This is a genomic window from Streptomyces sp. NPDC051738, assembly GCF_044453205.1.
GTDB lineage: Bacteria > Actinomycetota > Actinomycetes > Streptomycetales > Streptomycetaceae > Streptomyces.
Genome location: NZ_JBITCM010000028.1, coordinates 31,194 through 48,050, shown reverse-complemented (window position 1 = coordinate 48,050; position 16,857 = coordinate 31,194). Strand labels below are relative to the sequence as shown.

Annotated in this window: 17 protein-coding genes; 11 read left to right on the top strand and 6 right to left on the bottom strand. The window is 70.0% G+C overall.

What is annotated here, in order from left to right; all coding sequences use genetic code 11:
- Positions 1-2 precede the first annotated feature (2 nt).
- Both ACIA8X_RS41910 and ACIA8X_RS41905 read left to right on the top strand, forming a co-directional pair.
- Positions 3-491: a Fur family transcriptional regulator gene (locus ACIA8X_RS41910; protein ID WP_399460511.1), complete on the top strand. Its 489-nt coding sequence runs from the start codon at positions 3-5 to the stop codon at positions 489-491.
- A gap of 10 nt (positions 492-501) precedes the next feature.
- Complete coding sequence (locus ACIA8X_RS41905; protein WP_399460510.1) at positions 502-1,467, top strand: YgfZ/GcvT domain-containing protein; 966 nt, start codon at positions 502-504, stop codon at positions 1,465-1,467.
- A 12-nt stretch (positions 1,468-1,479) separates the two neighbouring features.
- Here the strand turns inward: ACIA8X_RS41905 and ACIA8X_RS41900 are convergent, their stop codons facing one another.
- Together ACIA8X_RS41900 and dtd are read right to left on the bottom strand one after the other, a co-directional pair.
- The gene (locus tag ACIA8X_RS41900) at positions 1,480-2,211 is read right to left on the bottom strand and encodes a hypothetical protein (protein ID WP_393452294.1); all 732 of its coding nucleotides are present in this window, start codon (positions 2,209-2,211) and stop codon (positions 1,480-1,482) included.
- 64 nt (positions 2,212-2,275) lie between these two features.
- On the bottom strand, positions 2,276-2,701 hold the full coding sequence (gene dtd / locus ACIA8X_RS41895) for a D-aminoacyl-tRNA deacylase (RefSeq protein WP_399460509.1): 426 nt from the start codon (positions 2,699-2,701) through the stop codon (positions 2,276-2,278).
- 181 nt (positions 2,702-2,882) lie between these two features.
- On the opposite strand from dtd, the gene ACIA8X_RS41890 reads away from it, so the two are divergent.
- Positions 2,883-3,506: an aerial mycelium formation protein gene (locus ACIA8X_RS41890; protein ID WP_393452300.1), complete on the top strand. Its 624-nt coding sequence runs from the start codon at positions 2,883-2,885 to the stop codon at positions 3,504-3,506.
- A 197-nt stretch (positions 3,507-3,703) separates the two neighbouring features.
- Positions 3,704-4,963, top strand: a complete 1,260-nt coding sequence (locus ACIA8X_RS41885) for a GNAT family N-acetyltransferase (protein WP_399460508.1) — start codon at positions 3,704-3,706, stop codon at positions 4,961-4,963.
- Positions 4,964-5,157: 194 nt separating this feature from the next.
- Here the strand turns inward: ACIA8X_RS41885 and ACIA8X_RS41880 are convergent, their stop codons facing one another.
- The gene (locus ACIA8X_RS41880) at positions 5,158-5,337 is read right to left on the bottom strand and encodes a hypothetical protein (protein ID WP_399460507.1); all 180 of its coding nucleotides are present in this window, start codon (positions 5,335-5,337) and stop codon (positions 5,158-5,160) included.
- 153 nt (positions 5,338-5,490) lie between these two features.
- On the opposite strand from ACIA8X_RS41880, the gene ACIA8X_RS41875 reads away from it, so the two are divergent.
- Positions 5,491-6,411 (top strand): winged helix-turn-helix domain-containing protein, encoded by a 921-nt coding sequence (locus ACIA8X_RS41875; RefSeq protein ID WP_393452309.1) that lies wholly within the window; start codon positions 5,491-5,493, stop codon positions 6,409-6,411.
- Positions 6,412-6,474: 63 nt separating this feature from the next.
- On the opposite strand, the gene ACIA8X_RS41870 is transcribed toward ACIA8X_RS41875, so the two are convergent.
- Positions 6,475-6,663: a hypothetical protein gene (locus tag ACIA8X_RS41870; RefSeq protein ID WP_393452312.1), complete on the bottom strand. Its 189-nt coding sequence runs from the start codon at positions 6,661-6,663 to the stop codon at positions 6,475-6,477.
- Between the two features lie 153 nt (positions 6,664-6,816).
- Between ACIA8X_RS41870 and ACIA8X_RS41865 the strand changes: the two genes are divergently transcribed.
- From ACIA8X_RS41865 to ACIA8X_RS41845, 5 genes are all read left to right on the top strand, one after another.
- Positions 6,817-7,695, top strand: a complete 879-nt coding sequence (locus ACIA8X_RS41865) for a winged helix-turn-helix domain-containing protein (RefSeq protein WP_393452315.1) — start codon at positions 6,817-6,819, stop codon at positions 7,693-7,695.
- A gap of 29 nt (positions 7,696-7,724) precedes the next feature.
- A complete protein-coding gene (locus ACIA8X_RS41860; RefSeq protein ID WP_399460506.1) occupies positions 7,725-8,444 on the top strand; it encodes an HAD family hydrolase in 720 nt (239 codons plus the stop codon).
- Between the two features lie 848 nt (positions 8,445-9,292).
- Positions 9,293-11,491, top strand: a complete 2,199-nt coding sequence (locus ACIA8X_RS41855; protein ID WP_399460505.1) for a phosphotransferase — start codon at positions 9,293-9,295, stop codon at positions 11,489-11,491.
- A gap of 60 nt (positions 11,492-11,551) precedes the next feature.
- On the top strand, positions 11,552-12,166 hold the full coding sequence (locus ACIA8X_RS41850) for a TetR/AcrR family transcriptional regulator (RefSeq protein ID WP_399460504.1): 615 nt from the start codon (positions 11,552-11,554) through the stop codon (positions 12,164-12,166).
- Positions 12,167-12,217: 51 nt separating this feature from the next.
- On the top strand, positions 12,218-14,290 hold the full coding sequence (locus tag ACIA8X_RS41845) for a HelD family protein (RefSeq protein WP_399460503.1): 2,073 nt from the start codon (positions 12,218-12,220) through the stop codon (positions 14,288-14,290).
- A 69-nt stretch (positions 14,291-14,359) separates the two neighbouring features.
- On the opposite strand, the gene ACIA8X_RS41840 is transcribed toward ACIA8X_RS41845, so the two are convergent.
- Positions 14,360-15,253, bottom strand: a complete 894-nt coding sequence (locus ACIA8X_RS41840) for an NAD(P)-dependent oxidoreductase (RefSeq protein ID WP_393452329.1) — start codon at positions 15,251-15,253, stop codon at positions 14,360-14,362.
- Positions 15,254-15,317: 64 nt separating this feature from the next.
- Between ACIA8X_RS41840 and ACIA8X_RS41835 the strand changes: the two genes are divergently transcribed.
- Positions 15,318-15,668 carry a winged helix-turn-helix transcriptional regulator gene (locus ACIA8X_RS41835; RefSeq protein ID WP_393452332.1) on the top strand — a complete coding sequence of 117 codons (351 nt, stop codon included), beginning with the start codon at positions 15,318-15,320 and terminating at the stop codon, positions 15,666-15,668.
- A 150-nt stretch (positions 15,669-15,818) separates the two neighbouring features.
- On the opposite strand, the gene ACIA8X_RS41830 is transcribed toward ACIA8X_RS41835, so the two are convergent.
- Positions 15,819-16,754: an NAD-dependent epimerase/dehydratase family protein gene (locus ACIA8X_RS41830; RefSeq protein WP_399460502.1), complete on the bottom strand. Its 936-nt coding sequence runs from the start codon at positions 16,752-16,754 to the stop codon at positions 15,819-15,821.
- Positions 16,755-16,857: the final 103 nt, after the last annotated feature.

Below are 16,857 nucleotides of genomic sequence, written 5' to 3'. Positions count from 1 at the left end.
GTGTGGTGAGCACCGACTGGAAGAGCGACCTCAGGCAGCGCGGCTACCGGCTGACGCCGCAGCGGCAACTCGTGCTCGAAGCCGTGGACACTCTTGAGCACGCGACCCCCGACGACATCCTCGTGGAAGTGCGGAAGACGGCGTCGGGGGTCAATATCTCGACGGTCTACCGGACCCTGGAGCTCCTGGAGGAGCTCGGGCTGGTCAGCCATGCCCATCTGGGGCACGGCGCGCCGACCTATCACCTCGCGGACCGGCATCACCACATCCATCTGGTGTGCCGCGACTGTACGAACGTGATCGAGGCCGATCTGTCGGTGGCCGCGGAGTTCACGGCCAAACTGCGCGAGAACTTCGGGTTCGACACGGACATGAAGCACTTCGCGATCTTCGGCCGGTGCGGGGACTGCACGGCCAAGGCCGCGGACGGGAGGAGCGGGAAGAGTTCGACCGGGGCCTCGAACAGCAAGAGTTCAACTACCGAGTCGTAGGCTTGTCCTCATGAAGAGCCCCCTGCTGACCCTGCCCGGCGCCGTGCCCGCCGAGGGCGTGGACGAAGGTGTCGCCGCCCACTACGGCGATCTGTTCCGCGAGCAGCGCGCCCTCGCCGACGGCACCGGATTCGTCGACCTCTCGCACCGTGGAGTCGTCGCCGTCTCCGGCGACGACCGGCTGAGCTGGCTGCATCTGCTGCTCACCCAGCACGTCAGCGACCTGCCGACGGGCGAGGCGACCGAGGCGCTGATCCTCTCCGCGCACGGACACATCGAGCACGCGCTGTATCTGGTGGACGACGGGGCGACGGTCTGGGCCCATGTCGAGCCCGGCACGCAGGACGCGCTGATCGCGTACCTGGAGTCGATGAAGTTCTTCTACCGGGTCGAAGTCGCCGACCGCACTGACGAGTTCGCGGTCGTGCACCTGCCCGCCGGGTCCATCGCCGAGGTGCCCGAGGGCGCCGTCGTACGCGAGACGGCGTACGGCCGCGATCTGTTCCTGCCGCGTGGCGAGCTGGAGTCGTTCGCCGCGAAGGCGGGCCCGGCGGCCGGGATCCTGGCGCACGAGGCCCTGCGCGTGGAGCACCAGCGCCCGCGCCTCGGCTTCGAGACCGACCACCGCACCATCCCGCACGAGCTGGGCTGGATCGGCACCGCGGTGCACCTCCAGAAGGGCTGCTACCGCGGCCAGGAGACGGTCGCCCGGGTCCAGAACCTCGGCAAGCCGCCGCGCCGGCTGGTCTTCCTGCACCTGGACGGCAGCGAGGTCCATCTACCGCCCCACGGCACCGAGATCCACCTCGCGGACGAGGGCCCCGACGGCCGCAAGATCGGCTTCATCACGACGTCCGTACGCCACCACGAACTCGGGCCGGTCGCCCTCGCACTGGTGAAGCGGAACGTGCCGGTGGACGCGCGGTTGGTGGCGGACACGACGGCGGCGGCGCAGGAGGTCGTGGTCGAGCCCTGACGACCGGCGCCTCTAGCGCAGGGTTCGTTCGACCTTGGCGACCTGAGCGCGGATGAGCTGCTCCTCGGGTTCGGGGGTGAGCTCTTCGCGCTGCTGGTCGGTCAGGCCCATGCCGAAGAGGGTGTCGGACTTCACGTACGTGATCACTCCCTGAACGCGTACGACGGTGAAACCCTGGTAGAACGAGGGCGAGTTCAGCGAGTACCGCAGCGTCTCGTCGCCCAGATCGGGGGCCTTCTCGGCCTGGAAACGGCCCTCCCTGGTGCCGTTGCTGTCGATGTTGTCGAACTGGATCGCCCCGCACTTCTCGAGCGCGCTCCGCAATGCCGCCATCCGGGCCTTCGCGTCGCTCTCTGCCCAGCCGACGAGCGCCATGCCGTGCTGGTCCAGCTCGTCGCTGGGTCGGTAGAGCTGCGCCGTGGCGACAACCGTCTCCGCCCTCGCCTTGGCGTCGGGGTTGCGCAGCACCGCGCATTCCGTCGGCCGGACCGTCTCGGAGGAATCGGCCGGAGGGCTGCTGGGTTCGGTGGCGGTGGTGCGGTAGACCTCGAAGCCGCTCGGCGTCTGTGCCGTGGTGAGCAGCGCGGTCTTCAGTTCCTTCGCCGTGTAGGGGGAGGGCAGAGGATCTGTGGAGGCCTGTTTCCCGGTGTTCGCGTTGGTGGTGCCGGGCTCGGTCTTCCCCTCGGCCGAGCAGGCCACCAGTGCGAGCAGAGCGACTCCGGTGACGTACGCGGATCTCTTCATGGTCCCCCCCCCCAGGACGATGGCAGCGACGGTCGGATCTTGACCGGCGGTGATCAGTTGGTGTTCAGACCTCGATCAACACCGTGAACGGGCCGTCGTTCGTCAGTGACACCCGCATCTTCGCGCCGAAGCGGCCCGTCGCCACCGTCGCGCCGAGGGCGCGGAGTTGGGCGACGACCTCGTCGACGAGGGGCTCGGCGACGTCGCCGGGGGCGGCGGCGTTCCATGTGGGCCGGCGGCCCTTGCGCGCGTCGCCGTAGAGGGTGAACTGGCTGATGACGAGGAGCGGGGCGGCGATGTCGCTGCAGGACTTCTCGTCGTTGAGCATGCGGATCGACCAGAGTTTGCGGGCGAGTTGGGCGGCCTTCTTCTTGGTGTCCTCGTGCGTGACGCCGACGAGCACGCACAGCCCCTCGCCGACGATCTCCCCGACCGTCTCGCCGTCCACGACGACGCTCGCGCCGTCCACTCTCTGCACCACAGCTCGCATGGCGCCCATCATGCCGTGTGTGTTGAGCCGCCTGGTGAGGGGCTTGGCCGCGACCCCTTTGGGGCCTCTTTTTGGATCCTTAACCCCCCATCTGGGGCTGTTCGTGGGCACTCGGTCACATAGCGGCCAGTTGGGATGGCACCATGCTTCCACACGCCGGTCGAGGGGACGGTAGAGGCACATGAGCACACCGAGTACCGGGCAGCCCCCTGGGGCTGTCGTGTTGACCCAGGCGGGCCAGCCGGCCGCGATCCGGCCGCCCACGCAGCGCACCGCCGACGATCCGGGCCCGGGCCCGCACGCGCCGTTGCCCGTGGACCCGCCCGAGCAGGACCTGACCGTACTGAGCCTGCCCGAACTGCGCACCCTGCGCCGGGACGCGCAGAGCGATGAGGCGGACCTGAGCTATGTACGGCGGCTGCTGCAGGGCCGGATCGACATCCTGCGGGCGGAGCTGGCCCGGCGCTCTCCGGCGGGCGCGGCGTCCGTCGTGGACCGCCTCCCGGAGATCCTGACCGACGCCCCGGCCCGCCACCGCTCCTCCGCCCGCCACGTGACGCTGGGCACCCCGCAGAGCGAGGAGTACCGGCGGCTGGCGGCGGAGATGCTGGCCGAGGTCGAACTCTCGGACCTGGAGGCACGCACGGACGCCGAACTGAACACCGCGATGGGCCGCCTCGTCCGCTACGAGCAACAGGTCTCCCGCCGCCGCCAACGCCTCCAGCGAACGACCGACGACTGCAGCGCGGAGATCACCCGCCGGTACAGGGAGGGCGAGGCACAGGTGGATGACTTGCTGACGTAGCAGGGGGCTCAGCTCCATGACGGCACTTCTCGACGCCGGTCCGGGCAAAATCAGCCCGTCCGGCGTTTGAGGACAAGGCCCCTTCAGGGCCGAAGAGGGGGTCTGGGGGCGGAGCCCCCAGGGACGGGACGGGTAGGGGCGGCGGGGGCGAGGAAAACCCGGCGACACCCCCGCACATGCCGACCTACCGTGACCCCATGACCCGCCCCGAACCCCACATCGACGTCCGCCCGATCACCGAGGCCGACATCCCCGACTGGATCCGGGCCCTGAACACCGGCTTCCTACGCACCCCCGGCGTCGCCGAGACAGAGATCGCGGACCGGGCGTCGTACATCATCCCCGCCCGCACCCTCGGCGCCTTCGACGCCGGCCGCTGCGTCGCCACCTTCAGATCGTTCCCACAGGAACTCACCACCGTCGGCGGCGCAACCGTCCCCGCCGACGCCATCTCGAACGTCACGGTCACCCCCACCCACCGCCGCCGCGGCCTGCTCACCCGCATGATGGCCCACGACCTGACCGCCGCGAAGGACCGCGGCGACGTCGTCGCGACCCTGATCTCCGCCGAGTACCCGATCTACGGCCGCTACGGCTTCGGCCCGGCGACCTGGACGGCCCAGTGGACGGTGGACACCCCCCGCGCCGGCCTCGACCCGAGGTGGTCCGGCCCCGAGGACGGCGGCCGTATCGACATCGTCGACCCCGCGGACGTACGCAAGATCGGCCCGGAGCTGTACGAGCGGGTGCGCCGCGCCCAGCCCGGCGCCGTCGACCGGGACGAGCGCTGGTGGCAGGTCAGCACCGGGTTGCTGCATCTGGACCGTTCCCCGTGGGCCGAGCCCTTCTTCGCCGTGCACCGCTCGGCGGGCGGCGAGGTCGAGGGGCTGGTGTCGTACAAGGCGGACGACCATTGGGGCGACGGCAAGCAACCGTTGAACACGGCGACCGTGAACTGGCTGATCGCGGCCACCCCGGACGCCGAACGCGCCCTGTGGCGCTACCTGTGCTCGATCGACTGGATCACGACGGTCAAGAGCGGCTGGCGAGGGCCCGACGACCTGCTGCCCCACTATCTGCCCGACCCCCGTGCCGCCCGGATCACGACGCTGGCGGACTGGTTGTGGGTGCGGATCCTGGACGTCGTACGGGCTCTGGAGGCGCGGACATACGACGGGCAGGGCGCGCTGGTGCTGGAGGTCGTGGACGGGGCCGGACTGGCCGGCGGGCGGTACCGGCTGGAGGCGTCCCCGGACGGGGCGTCCTGCACGCCGACCACGGCTGCCGCCGAACTCGTCCTCGACGTGGGCGACTTGGCCCGGCTGTGGCTCGGTGACGAGTCCGCCGTACGGCTCGCCGCGCTGGGAGTGGTGCGGGAAGAACGAGCGGGCGCCGCCCGGGTGGCCGACGCCCTGCTGCGTACGTCCAGGCGACCTTGGTGCCCGGACGTGTTCTGAGGTCTCCTCTCTGCCGGCGAACAGGTCTGCTCATCCGTAGCGAGCTGTGCGGTTGTGGTTGTGGTTGTTGTTCAGTTGTGGCTGTGCCGGCTGTGCTTTCGATCTTCGGTTGTCGGTGTGAAGTTGTGGCTGTGCTGACCGACCGGGCTCCCGGCTCCCCTCCGGAAGGGAGCCCGGTCAGCCGAACCTGGTCCCTAGTGGGCGAGCAGCATGACGAGGATGACCGCGCCGATGCCGCCGATCATGGTGTTCCTGGCCTTGATGCCGATGGACAGCGCGATGAACGCGATGATGCCCATCGGGCCGTACTTCCACTGGACGAGCTGTTCGAATCCGATGGCCAGTGCGGCGACGGCGAGGTAGATGAGCGGCATGCCGGGCCCCCTTCCAGTGGCCAACCCTCCTGAAGTTTGACCATGTTGTTGAAGTTGGCGACCAACTTCACTTTACTTATGACCGCTTGGAACGTCTCATAACCACCATCCCTAGAACTGCCTAAAGATGGCGGGAAGTTGTAGTGTTCGGTCGTGGAGCCGAAACACGCCTCCGTCAATGGGCGGAAGAGGTCGCAACGGCCACAGAACTCACATCGGGAGGTGGCCGACGAGCTGCGCGCCCGGATCACCTCGGGTGAGTTGCAGCCCGGCCAGCGCATGCCCACCCAAGCGAGGCTGGCCGACGAGTTCGGCGTCGAGCGCGGAGCCGTCCGGCAGGCTCTGCGCATCCTGCAGTCGGAGCATCTGCTCACCAATGTGTCCAAAGGGGCCCCGGCGACCGTCGCCCCCGACCTCACCAGGGCGCTGACCGGCCCCGGAGCCCCGCCGCAGCCCACCATGGTGGCCCTCGCCCCGCGGATCGCCGCCGCCTTCGCGTCCCCGCACGTCGAGATCGACGCCCTGTGCCTGACCTCGGTCTCCCTCACGCTCGCGATCGGTGAACCGCTGCGCCAGATCCACGCCGGACAGCTGAAACCGGCCAAGGTCGACGTCCGGGTCCTGCTGCCGAGCCGGGACATCTCGCTCGCGTTCCCGACCTCGGTGGACGCCTCGGCCGACGACGCCGATGACGCCGACGAGCAGCTCCGGCTGCGCTGGCTGGCCCAGCGCAACGCCCAGGGCCAGGTGCTCCGGCACAATCTGCAGGCGCTGCGCGCCACGCACGGCATCGATGTGCGGATCAGCTTCCGCGCGCTGCCGTTCACGCCGCCGGTCAAGCTGTATCTGCTCAACAGCGCGGAGGCGCTCTTCGCGTACTACACGCTGGCGCGCCGCGAGGTGGAGATCGACCACCAGCACCTGGAGATGTACGACGCCCCGGGCATCCAGTCCATGCTGTTCGCCTTCGAGCAGGGGGCGGGGCTGCGGGACACGACGTTCGTGGAGCAGTCGCATGTGTGGTTCAACGCGTTGTGGGAGACGATCAGTTCGGAGCTGGTGCTCACGAGCTGATCGTCCCCCACAACGTTTGAGCTGGGTGTTCGTCGCTCTTGTCGCTCCCGTCGGGTGCAGGGCTCATAGAGCGGGCCCCGACACCAGGACGGCGAGGACGACGGCCCCGATCGAACTGATGGTCGGGTTCCTGGCCTTGATGCCTATCGTGAGCAGCAGCAGGCCGATGATGCCGGTGGCGCCGTACTTCCATTGGAGGGTCTGTTCGACACCTACGACGAAGACGGCGGAGAGGAGTGCGAGGACGGGCATCGGTGTTTCCCCCTTCGGGCTCCTGGGGATGGAAGGATTACTTCCGCCAACTCAACCAACTTGGCGCCAACTCTGACTAAGTTGTCCCCACTTGGCCCCTACTTTGAAACAAGCTACAAACAACTCCCGTTAGATGGATCCGAGTTGTAGCGTTTGGTCGTGACTCAGGAGAACGTTGCAGTGAACGGCAGCAGGAGACTCTCTCCCCAGGAGATCGCCGACATCCTGCGGGAACGGATCCGCGTCGGAGAGCTCAAGGCGGGCGACCGCCTGCCCACTCAGGCCGAGCTGGCCGAGGAGTTCGGCGTGGAGCGAGGCACCGTACGCCAGGCCCTGCGCGCGCTCCAGGAGGACGGTCTCCTCACCAACGTCAGCAAGGGCAGCCCGCCGCGCATCGCCCTCCCGGCCCCCACCCGGGGCGCCCCCCAGCCGACCATGGTCAGCCTGGCGCCCCGTCTGACGGAGGCCTTCGCCGTGCCGCAGGTCCGCGTGGACGTCGTATGCCACACCTCCGAGACCCTGATGCTGGCCCTCGGTGAGCCCCTCCGTCTGATCCACGACGGCTCGATCCGCCCCGAGTCGATCGACGTACGGATCCTGCTGCCGTCGCGGGACATCCATCTCGCCTTTCCGGTGCTGGTGGAGGGGCGGGGCGACGACGACCCCGTCCATCAGCGCTGGCTCGCCATGCGCAACGCGCAGGCCCAGGTGCTCCGGCACAACCTCCAGGCCGTCCGCTCCACCCATGGCGTGGACGTGCGGGTAACCTTCCGCGCGCTGCCGTTCACACCGCCGGTGAAGCTCTATCTGCTCAACGGCGACGAAGCGCTCATCGGCTACTACGTCCTCACCGAACGTCAGGAGGAGTACGAGAGCCAGACCCTGGACATGTACGACGCCCTCGGCTCCCAGTCCCTCCTCTTCTCCTTCGTACGGCAGGCCGGGCAGCGCGACGCCGCGTTCGTCGAGGAATCCCAGAAGTGGTTCGACGCCCTCTGGGAAACCATCAGCACTGACCTGACACTCTCCTAGTGACCTCTGATACGAAGCAGACTGAACCGGTGACCGATGAGACCGAGAACGACACGGAACAGCTCCGGGAACTGATCACACCCGCTCGCATCGTGCTCTGGGACTTCGACGGACCGATCTGCCGGCTGTTCGCCGGGCACACGGCGGAGCGGGTGGCCACCGATCTGGTGGAGTGGCTGGAGGGGCAGGGGTTGCACGGCCTGCTGACGGAGGAGGAGCGCGAGTCCCTGGACCCGCACGTCGTGCTGCGCGCCGTGGACCGCCGGCATCCGGGCAGCGACCTGGTGGCAGAGCTGGAGGAACGTCTCACCAACGAGGAGCTCCTGGCGACTTCGTCCGCGATGCCCACGGCCTACGCCGACCCGCTGATACGCACCTGGTCGGCGGTCGGATCCCGGCTCGCCATCGCCACCAACAACTCCCCCCGGGTGGTCCGCACCTACCTGGACAGCCGCGGGCTGCTCTCCTGCTTCAGCCCGCACATCTACGGCCGCACCCAGGACCTCCACCACCTGAAGCCGGACCCGCACTGCCTCAACCGGGCCCTGAACACCATGGGCGCGGCTCCCTCGTCCGCCCTGATGATCGGCGACACCCCGTCGGACCTCCTGGCCGCGAACAGCGCCGGCGTCCCGTTCCTGGGCTACGCGCGTAACGCCCGCAAGGAGAAGGTGCTGCGCGAAGCCGGAGCCGCGTCCGTCGTGCGCTCACTGCTGCCGCTGCTGCCACTGGTCCGCGCCCAGGCCTGACCCATCAACAGGGTGCCTGAGTCATCCACAGGTTGAACACCATGGCGGCCCCAACGGCGAGGCCGCTGCGGCACGGCGCGCCGACCTGCTTGCGCTAGCATCCCCGCTCCGATTGAGCATTCGGTCGCCCCCGTCGGTACAGAAAGGCGAACAAGCCGAACCTCGGGCGACTTGGCACAGATCTCGAGCAGAAGAGTGGGGAACCCTCGTCGCTGCCTACGTGAGCGTCACTCTGGCACGCGTGGCTCCCGCCGCATGCTTACCTTTTGCCCGTGGTGCCCTGACGCCAGTCTGTGCGCCTGAACAAGAGCAGCCCGGCCGTCGAGATCTTGGCGGAGCGCGACGGCCGGGCCCGGAACGAAGGACAACACATGCCCCTCGCAGCAATTGTCACCTTAGCGTTGGCCGGCACGGCTGCCGTTCTTGCCTACCGCGACGAAAAGCTGGGCGCCGCCATTCTGGTAGGTGCCGCCGTGCTGACGGCGTTGTATCTGCTCCTGGGGGCCGCGCCGGACGCGGACGGGGGCTCGGAGATGCCTGTCCCGCTGACGACCAGGACTTCCTCGACACCGAGCGAACCGCCAGTTTCGCCGTAACAGGGTTCCTGTAGCATGCGCGGCACCGAACTGAGCAATCGCTTTGCTTCGCTCGTAAATATGCGTATGTGGCGGTCAACCGACCGCGCATGTGGACGACCTCGAGCGACAACGCGCAGACCTCACGCAGACCTCGGGCAGAAGAGTGGGAAACGCCCGTCGCGGGCTACGTGAGCGTCACTCTGGCATGCGTGGTCCCCGCCGCATGCGTACCTTTTGCCTACCATCCCTCCTCCTGTACCGGAGCAGCCAGTGGCCGCACCTCCTGATCCCCGTCTCTTCGCCGGGGGGCGCGCCACGAGACACGGCATCGACAGCCTCTCCGCGGCGTTCGTGGAGGTCGCCAAGAAGGGCCAGGCCAGCAGTGGCCACCACAACGAGAACTACCTGCTGCCCTTGACGGAACCGGTGGCGGACCAGCTCCGCCGCCCGGCCGGCACGACCGTCACCGTGCGGGTTCGCCGCACCGAGGCCCTGCCCGTGGTGATCCGGACCTGGCGGAACGAGGCGGAGATCCTCGCTGCCGTCAAAGGGGTCCTGCCGCACGCACCGGAGTGCCTCTTCCACAGCGAGCGGTTCGCGATCCACAGCTATGTGGAAGGCGTACCGCTGTCCAGCGTCTGCGGCAACGGCAAGCCCGTCGACACCCTGCTCGTCGACGCGCTGGCCGACCTGCTCGCCCAGATGACCCGGGTGCGGCGCGGGGCACTGCCGCCGCTGCCCTCCGTCTGGCCGCACAGCAACACGGACAGCCGGGGATTCCTGCGGGCCCTCGCGCATCTCGCGGACGAGCAGATCAGAAAGCCCAACTGGACCGTGTTCGGTGGGCTGTTCGCCGCACTGGGCATTCCCGAGGACGCTCTGCTGCGGTTCGCCGAACGCGTCCCGGCCATGACCCGGCGGCCGTACAGCCTGCTCCACGCCGACCTGCACCGCGACAACCTGATCCTGTCGTACGAGGAGGGAGTCCCTCCCCTCATCTGCGTCGACTGGGAGCTGGCGACCTACGGCGACCCCCTGCACGACCTGGCCACCCACCTCGTGCGCATGCGGTACCCGACCCACCAGCGGCCCGAGGTGATCCACGCCTGGGAGAAGGCCATGCGCAAGGTCCGCCCCGCCGCCGTGGCCGGCCTGGCCAAGGACCTGCAGCACTACATCGCCTTCGAGCGCGCGCAGTCCGTCTTCCCCGATGTGATGCGCGCCGCCGGATCCCTGGTCGGCTCCTTCACCCAGAAGCGCCTGGACGAGGCGACACGGGCGGTCCGCCGGGCGGTCGAGGCGGCGGCGGAGCCGCTGCGGCTGAGGAACGTGCCGGGCGAGCGGGAGACCGAGCAAGCCCTGTTCCGATGGTGGGCGTCCAGGAGCGACCGGGTCGGAGCCGGCCTCGACTGGGCGCTGCGGGCGTTCGAGTGGCAGCCGGACTCACGGCTCCCCGAGCATCCGGACTTCCCCTCCACCGCCGTACGCGCCGCCCTGGTGGCGGAGGGCGAGGCCCCGGCCGACCGGGTGTTCAAGGGAACCGCACACCTCAACACGGTGGTCATGGTGCCCGGCGTCGACTTCCCCGTCGTCGTACGGCGAAGGGTGCCCGACTTCTGTCGCCGGGAGCCGAGCTACCTCAGCGAGCACGCCGTGCTGCGCGCCATCGACGAGTCCTCCGCCGAGGTGGCGGCGCCGCGTGTCCTCGCCCTGGGGGAGAGCTATCCGAAGGACAGCTTCACGATCCACACGTACGTCGGCCCGCGCGACATCGGCCGGCCCCCCAGCCATCCGGTCAACGGCCTCCTGCCGCATGAGGCGGACGCGCTGGTCGACCAGCTCTGCGCCCTGACCCGGGTGGACTACGAACGCGTCGATCCGGCGGCCGGCGAGGGCGGTTTCCATCGCTGGCTGCGCGAGCAACTCGTGCTGATGGTCAGGGAGTTGCCGAAGAAGTCGCACCAGTTGGCCAGACAGCTCGGACTGCCCGACGCGGACAACCTGCAACAGATCCTGGCCCGCCACGAGGTGCGGGACCGCAGGCCGGCCCTGCTGCACGGCGACCTGAACCCGTGGAACCTCGTCCGTCGGGACGACGACCTGGCGCTGACCATCATCGACTGGGAGATGGCCCTGGTGGGCGACCCTCTCTACGACCTGGTCCGGCACATGCATCTCACGCCCACCCGGCCGGAGATCCGGGACCGGATGTTCCGCCGCTGGGAGGCCAAGCTGGAACCCCGGTACACCCGCGGCTGGCGCAAGGACTGGCGGGTCTACCGCTGGATCGAGGTCGTCCGGTCCGCGTACATCGACCTCGACCGGTTGGTGACCGGCGCGAGCCTCGACGTCCCGAACGTCCGCCGGGCGGTGGACTCGTACGCGATGACGCTCGCCGCCGCGACCTCCGCCCTCGGCGTCCCGAGCCGCCCCACGGCGAACCCCTACCTGGCCCGGGTCCTGGCCTAGGACGTGCGGCGGGGCCGGGGCCGGGGGCGGTCGCCGCGGGCGGTGCGTAGGCTCGACGCCATGAGCGAGGCAGGCCTGCGTGAGCGCAAGAAGCAGCGGATGTACCAAACCGTCTCCGACACCGCCATCCGCCTCTTCCTGGAGAAGGGCTTCGACGCCGTCTCCGTGGCCGAGGTGGCCACCGCCGCCGAGATCTCCAAGCCGACGCTCTTCCGGTACTTCCCGACGAAGGAGGATCTCGTCCTGTACCGGTTCGCCGACCATGAGGGCGAGGCCGCGCGGGTGGTGGGGGAGGGGCCCTCTCCCGTCGCGGCGTTGCGGCGGCACTTTCTGGACGGGCTTGAGCGGTGCGATCCGATCACCGGGCTCAATGACCATCCGCACGTCCTCGCCTATCAGTCGATGCTGTACGGCACTCCCGCGCTGGCCGCCCGCCTGTACGGCTACCTCGAACGCTCCGAGGCCGCGCTCGCCGAGGCGCTCGGCGGAGGGCTGGACGCACGTCTGGCCGCCGGGCAGATCGTCGCCGTGCAGCGGGTCCTGGCGCTGGAGAACTGGCGGCGGATCGCGGCGGGGGAGCGGGTCGCCGAGGTGCGGGGCGACGCGGTGGCGGCGGCCGAGCGGGCGTTCGGGCTGCTGGAGGCGGGGTTGCCGCCGGAGCTGACGGCCGGCTGAGGCTCGGTAAAATATTTAACTCGGTTACATTTTTTCGGTACGCTCGGTGGAATGACGTCGACCGACCCTGCAACCACCGCCACCGCCACCGCCACCGTCACCACTCACCTGCACCACGCCCTCCTCCAGGAACGCGCCCACCACGACCACTGCCGCGCCACCCTCGCCGCCATGGTCGACGGCGCCCAGGAACACGTCGTCACCGGCGAGGACGTCTCCGCATCCGGTGCCGATGCCGAAGTGCTCGGGTACCAGCTGCGCAGTCACGCCAAGGCGATGCGCGAGCTGCCCGAGGGGCCCCTGTTCTTCGGGCGGCTGGAGACCGATCGGCAGAGCCTGCACATCGGGCGGCTGCGGATCACCGAGCGCCCGGCCGATCCGCCCCTGGTCGTCGACTGGCGGGCACCCGTCTCCCGGGCCTTCTACCAGGCCAGTGCCCGCGATCCACAGGGCATCTCCGTCCGGCGACGCTTCGGCTGGGCGCCCGGCAGCCGCGGGGACTCCGCCGACCTCACCGGTCTGGAGGACGAGCACCTGGAACGGGGCGAGTCCCGGGCCAGCGAGATCGTCGCCCGGGAGATCGAGCGGCCCCGCGTCGGGCCCATGCGCGACATCGCCGCCACCATCCAGCCGGAGCAGGACGATCTCGTACGCGGGGACCTCGCCGTGTCGATGTGCGTGCAGGGTGCGCCCGGCACCGGCAAGACCGCCGTCGGCCTGCACCGCGCCGCCTACCTGCTCTACACCCACCCGCAGCGCATCCGCCGCGGCGGCCTGCTGATCCTCGGCCCCAACCGCACCTTCCTGACGTACATCTCCCAGGTCCTCCCGGCCCTCGGCGAGACGGGCGTCCGGCAGTCGACGCTGGCGGAGGCCTTGGGGGAGGGGATCGCCGCTCGGAACGCGGGCAGCGGGGCGGAGGACGGTGCGCGGGCGGCCGTCGTCAAGCACGACGTGCGGATGGCGGAGATGCTGCGGCGGGCGCTGTACGCGCGCGTGGGTGGCGGTGCCGGGTCGGTCGACTCCGTTGTCGTGCCCGACGGTTCGTATCGGTGGCGGGTCTCGGCGGAGGAGCTGCGGCGGATCGTCGCGGGGGTGCGGGACGAGGAGCCGCCGTATGCCGTCGGGCGGGAGCGGGTGCGCACGCGGGTGGTGCGGCGGATCCAGGCGCAGGCCGAGCGGCGGGCCGGGCCGCAGAGCAACGCCTGGGTGCGGAAGGTCTCCGGGGCGCGGGCGGTGAGGGAGTACGTCGATGCCGTATGGCCGCGGGTGCGGCCGGAGGAGGTCGTGGCCCAACTGCTCGGCGATCCGAACGTGTTGGAGGCCGCCGCCGACGGTTTGCTGGACGGCGACGAGCAGAAGGCGCTGCTGTGGACGAAGCCGCCGAGGTCGTGGAAGTCGGCGCGCTGGTCGGCCGCCGACCTGGTCCTGCTCGACGAGGTGGCCGGGCTCATCGAGCATCCGAAGGGGTACGGCCATGTCGTCGTCGACGAGGCGCAGGACCTGTCGCCGATGGAGTGCCGGGCGATCGCGCGGCGGGCGCCCTTCGGGTCGATGACCGTGCTTGGGGACCTGGCACAGGGGACGACTCCGTGGGCCGCCCGGTCATGGGAGTCGGTGCTGCGGCACCTGGGCAAGCCGGACGCGGCGGTCGTACCGCTCACGACGGGCTTCCGGGTGCCTCGGGCGGTACTGGCCCTGGCCAACCGGCTGCTGGAGCGGCTGGACGTCGAGGTGCCGGCGGCTCGTTCGCTGCGCGGCGACGGGGAACTGCGGTTCCGGGCGGCCGACGGCGATCTGGTGGGGGCGGTCGTCGATGCCGTACGGGATGCGCTGGGCCGGGAGGGATCCGTGGGGGTCGTCGCGGCCGACGGGGATGTGGTGCGGGTGCGGGAGGCGCTGGCGGCGGCCGGGATCGCGGCGGGGGGTGCGGACGAGCTGGGGGCGCGGGTGGCGGTCGTCCCGGCGAGTGTGGTGAAGGGGCTGGAGTACGACCAGGTCGTCGCGGTGGAGCCGGCGGCGATCGTGGAGGCGGAGGAGCGGGGGTTGCACCGGCTGTATGTGGTGGTGACGCGGGCGGTGGCGGGGTTGGAGGTGGTGCATGGGAGGCCGTTGCCGTTCTGAGTTCCCCTTCGGGGCGGGGCGGCCGTACCCGCGTGTACGAACCGCCCCCTTCCTCGCCCACGTCGTGGGTCACCGCAGGTGGCGGCCCAGCAGTTCGGTGACGCGGGTGACGCCGTCCGTCCCGTGTCCGAGTCCGATGACCCGGCGGGCCTGGCCCTCGGCGGCGCGCATCAGGCTCGCGTCGATCCCGTGCGACTCGGAGGTCTCGATGACGTGGGCCATGGTGGACGCGGCGGAGGTGATCGGGTTGAGCTCGCCGGAGTAGGTGCCGTCGTCGGCGTCCCTCGCGAACTCCTCGAAGAGCGGCGGCATGATCGCGCCGATGCCCTGCGCGAAGGGGAGCAGTTCCCGCGCGGTGATGCCCTCGGCGCGGGCGACGGCCAGGGCGTGCGCGTAGCCCGACATCGCCGTCCAGAAGATGTCGAGCAGGGCGACGTCGTAGGCGGCGGCGCGGCCGATGTCCTCGCCGAGGTGGGTGTGGGTGCCGCCGAGCGCGTCCAGGACGGGCCGGTGCTCGCGGTGGAGCTCCTGCGGGCCGCTGTAGATGAACACCGCGTCGGACGTGCCGATCGTCGTGGTCGGCGTCATGATCGCGCCGTCCAGGTAGTGGATGCCGTGCGCGGAGGCCCAGTCGCCCGTGTCCCGGGCGCGGGCCGGGGTGTCGGCGGTCAGGTTCACGACCGTACGGCCTTTGAGCGCCCCGGTGACCGCATCCGGCCGCAGGACGGCGTCGGCGGCGTCGTAGTTCACCACGCAGACGACGGTCAGCGCACTGGCGGCGACCGCCTCCGCCGGTGACGCGGCGGCCGTGGCACCGCGGTCGAGCAGCTCGCGGTCCCGCCCCGGCGTGCGGTTCCAGACGGTGACCCGCACTCCCGCGTCCAGGAACGCGCCCGCCAGAGCACGGCCCATCGGGCCCAGACCGAGGACGGTGACGGCGGATTCGCCGACGTAGCCAGACATGACTCAACTCCCTGTAGGGTGACGATAATTGATGACAAAAGGGGTGCTGAATGAAGGGTGGGACATGACGCATCGGCGCCACGATCCGAATGTGTGCGGGGTGACCGCCGCGATCACCGTGATCGACGGCAAGTGGAAGACGTCACTGCTGTGGCTGCTGGAGGACGGCCCCCGCCGCCCGGCGGAACTGCGCCGCCGGCTGCCGGGCCTCAGCGAGCGGGTGCTGACCCAGGCGTTGCGCGAGCTGGAGTCGGACGGGCTGGTGCACCGGGAGGTGTACGACGTGCTGCCGCTGAAGACCGTCTACTCGCTGACCGAGTTCGGCCGCGACCTCGCCGAGGCTCTCGGCCCCCTCTCCGACTGGGGCCACCGCCGCCTGGAGCGCATGACCGACGACGTTCAGTCGGCCTCCTGAGCTGAATCCCACCTCCGTCCTTCATCCGGCCTTCATCCGGATCAGCCACATCAAGGGTCGGATGACGGGCGCGCGCTGCCAAGTACGCACAAAAAAGTGGGTATCCGGGTGCCGGGGATGACGGGGATATCGGGGATGACGCGGATACGGCTACGACCGCGCCAGTTCCTCCCGGAACCCCTCGCGCCACGACGGATAACGCGGCTCCCAGCCGAGCTCCCGCCTGGCCTTGGCGTTGGAGAACCCCCGCCCCTCGGTCATCATCGTCACCGCCACGTCCCCGGCAAGCAGCCTGACCAGCCACTTGGGAACCCGCAGCGGAGGCTTCGCGCCGGCGCAGGCGGCCAGGTACGGCAGCCACTCACTGGCCGGCGCCGGCTCGTCGTCGACGATGTTGAACACGCCCCTCGCCCGCTGCTCCACGGCGAGGACGGTGGCGCTCGCGGCATCGTCGAGATGCACCCAGGAGCAGTAGCCGGTACCGCCCCCGACCAGCGGGAATTGCCGTTTGCGTACGAGTTCGACCTGGTCGTCGGTGGCGCCGGGCCCGTAGAACCCGCCGTAGCGCAGGACGGTCCCGTCGGCCTTCAGGACAACCTCCTGGATGTGCCGGATCGCCTCCCCCAGCGCACGCAGCTTCCCCGTCTCGACGGGCAGCGGATCCTCCTCGGTCTTCACCCAGCCGCCCTCGCGGACGCCGTTCCAGATGGCGGCGCTCTGCGCGACGACATGGGGGACGCCGGTCGCCGCCGCGGCGGCCAGCAGGTGGTCGGTGCCCTCGGTGCGCAGCCGGTTGGTGGTGGCGAACCACCGGTCGAAGTGCCTGATGTCGGGCTTGCCGGAGTGCGGCGCGGAGATCGCCGTCATCTGGTGCACGATGACGTCCGGCCGGGCCGCCGCCACCGCCGCGGCGACGGACCTGCCGTCGAGCCCGTCCATCACGACTCCCTCCGCGCCCATCCGCCGCACCAGGTCGAGCTTGGCCGCGCTCGTCGTCGTGGCCGTCACCTGGTGCCCGCGCTCCACCAGCCGGGGCACCAGCCGCCGCCCGATGACCCCGGTCCCCCCTGCGACGAACACCCGCATGACACTCACCGTCCCGATTCCGCAATACGTCTGTGAAACCTAGGACGAGCGGAGTCGCCCTTTGTGTGACATGGCAGGGAGGGAAGCGGGTGGCCGCCGGGCC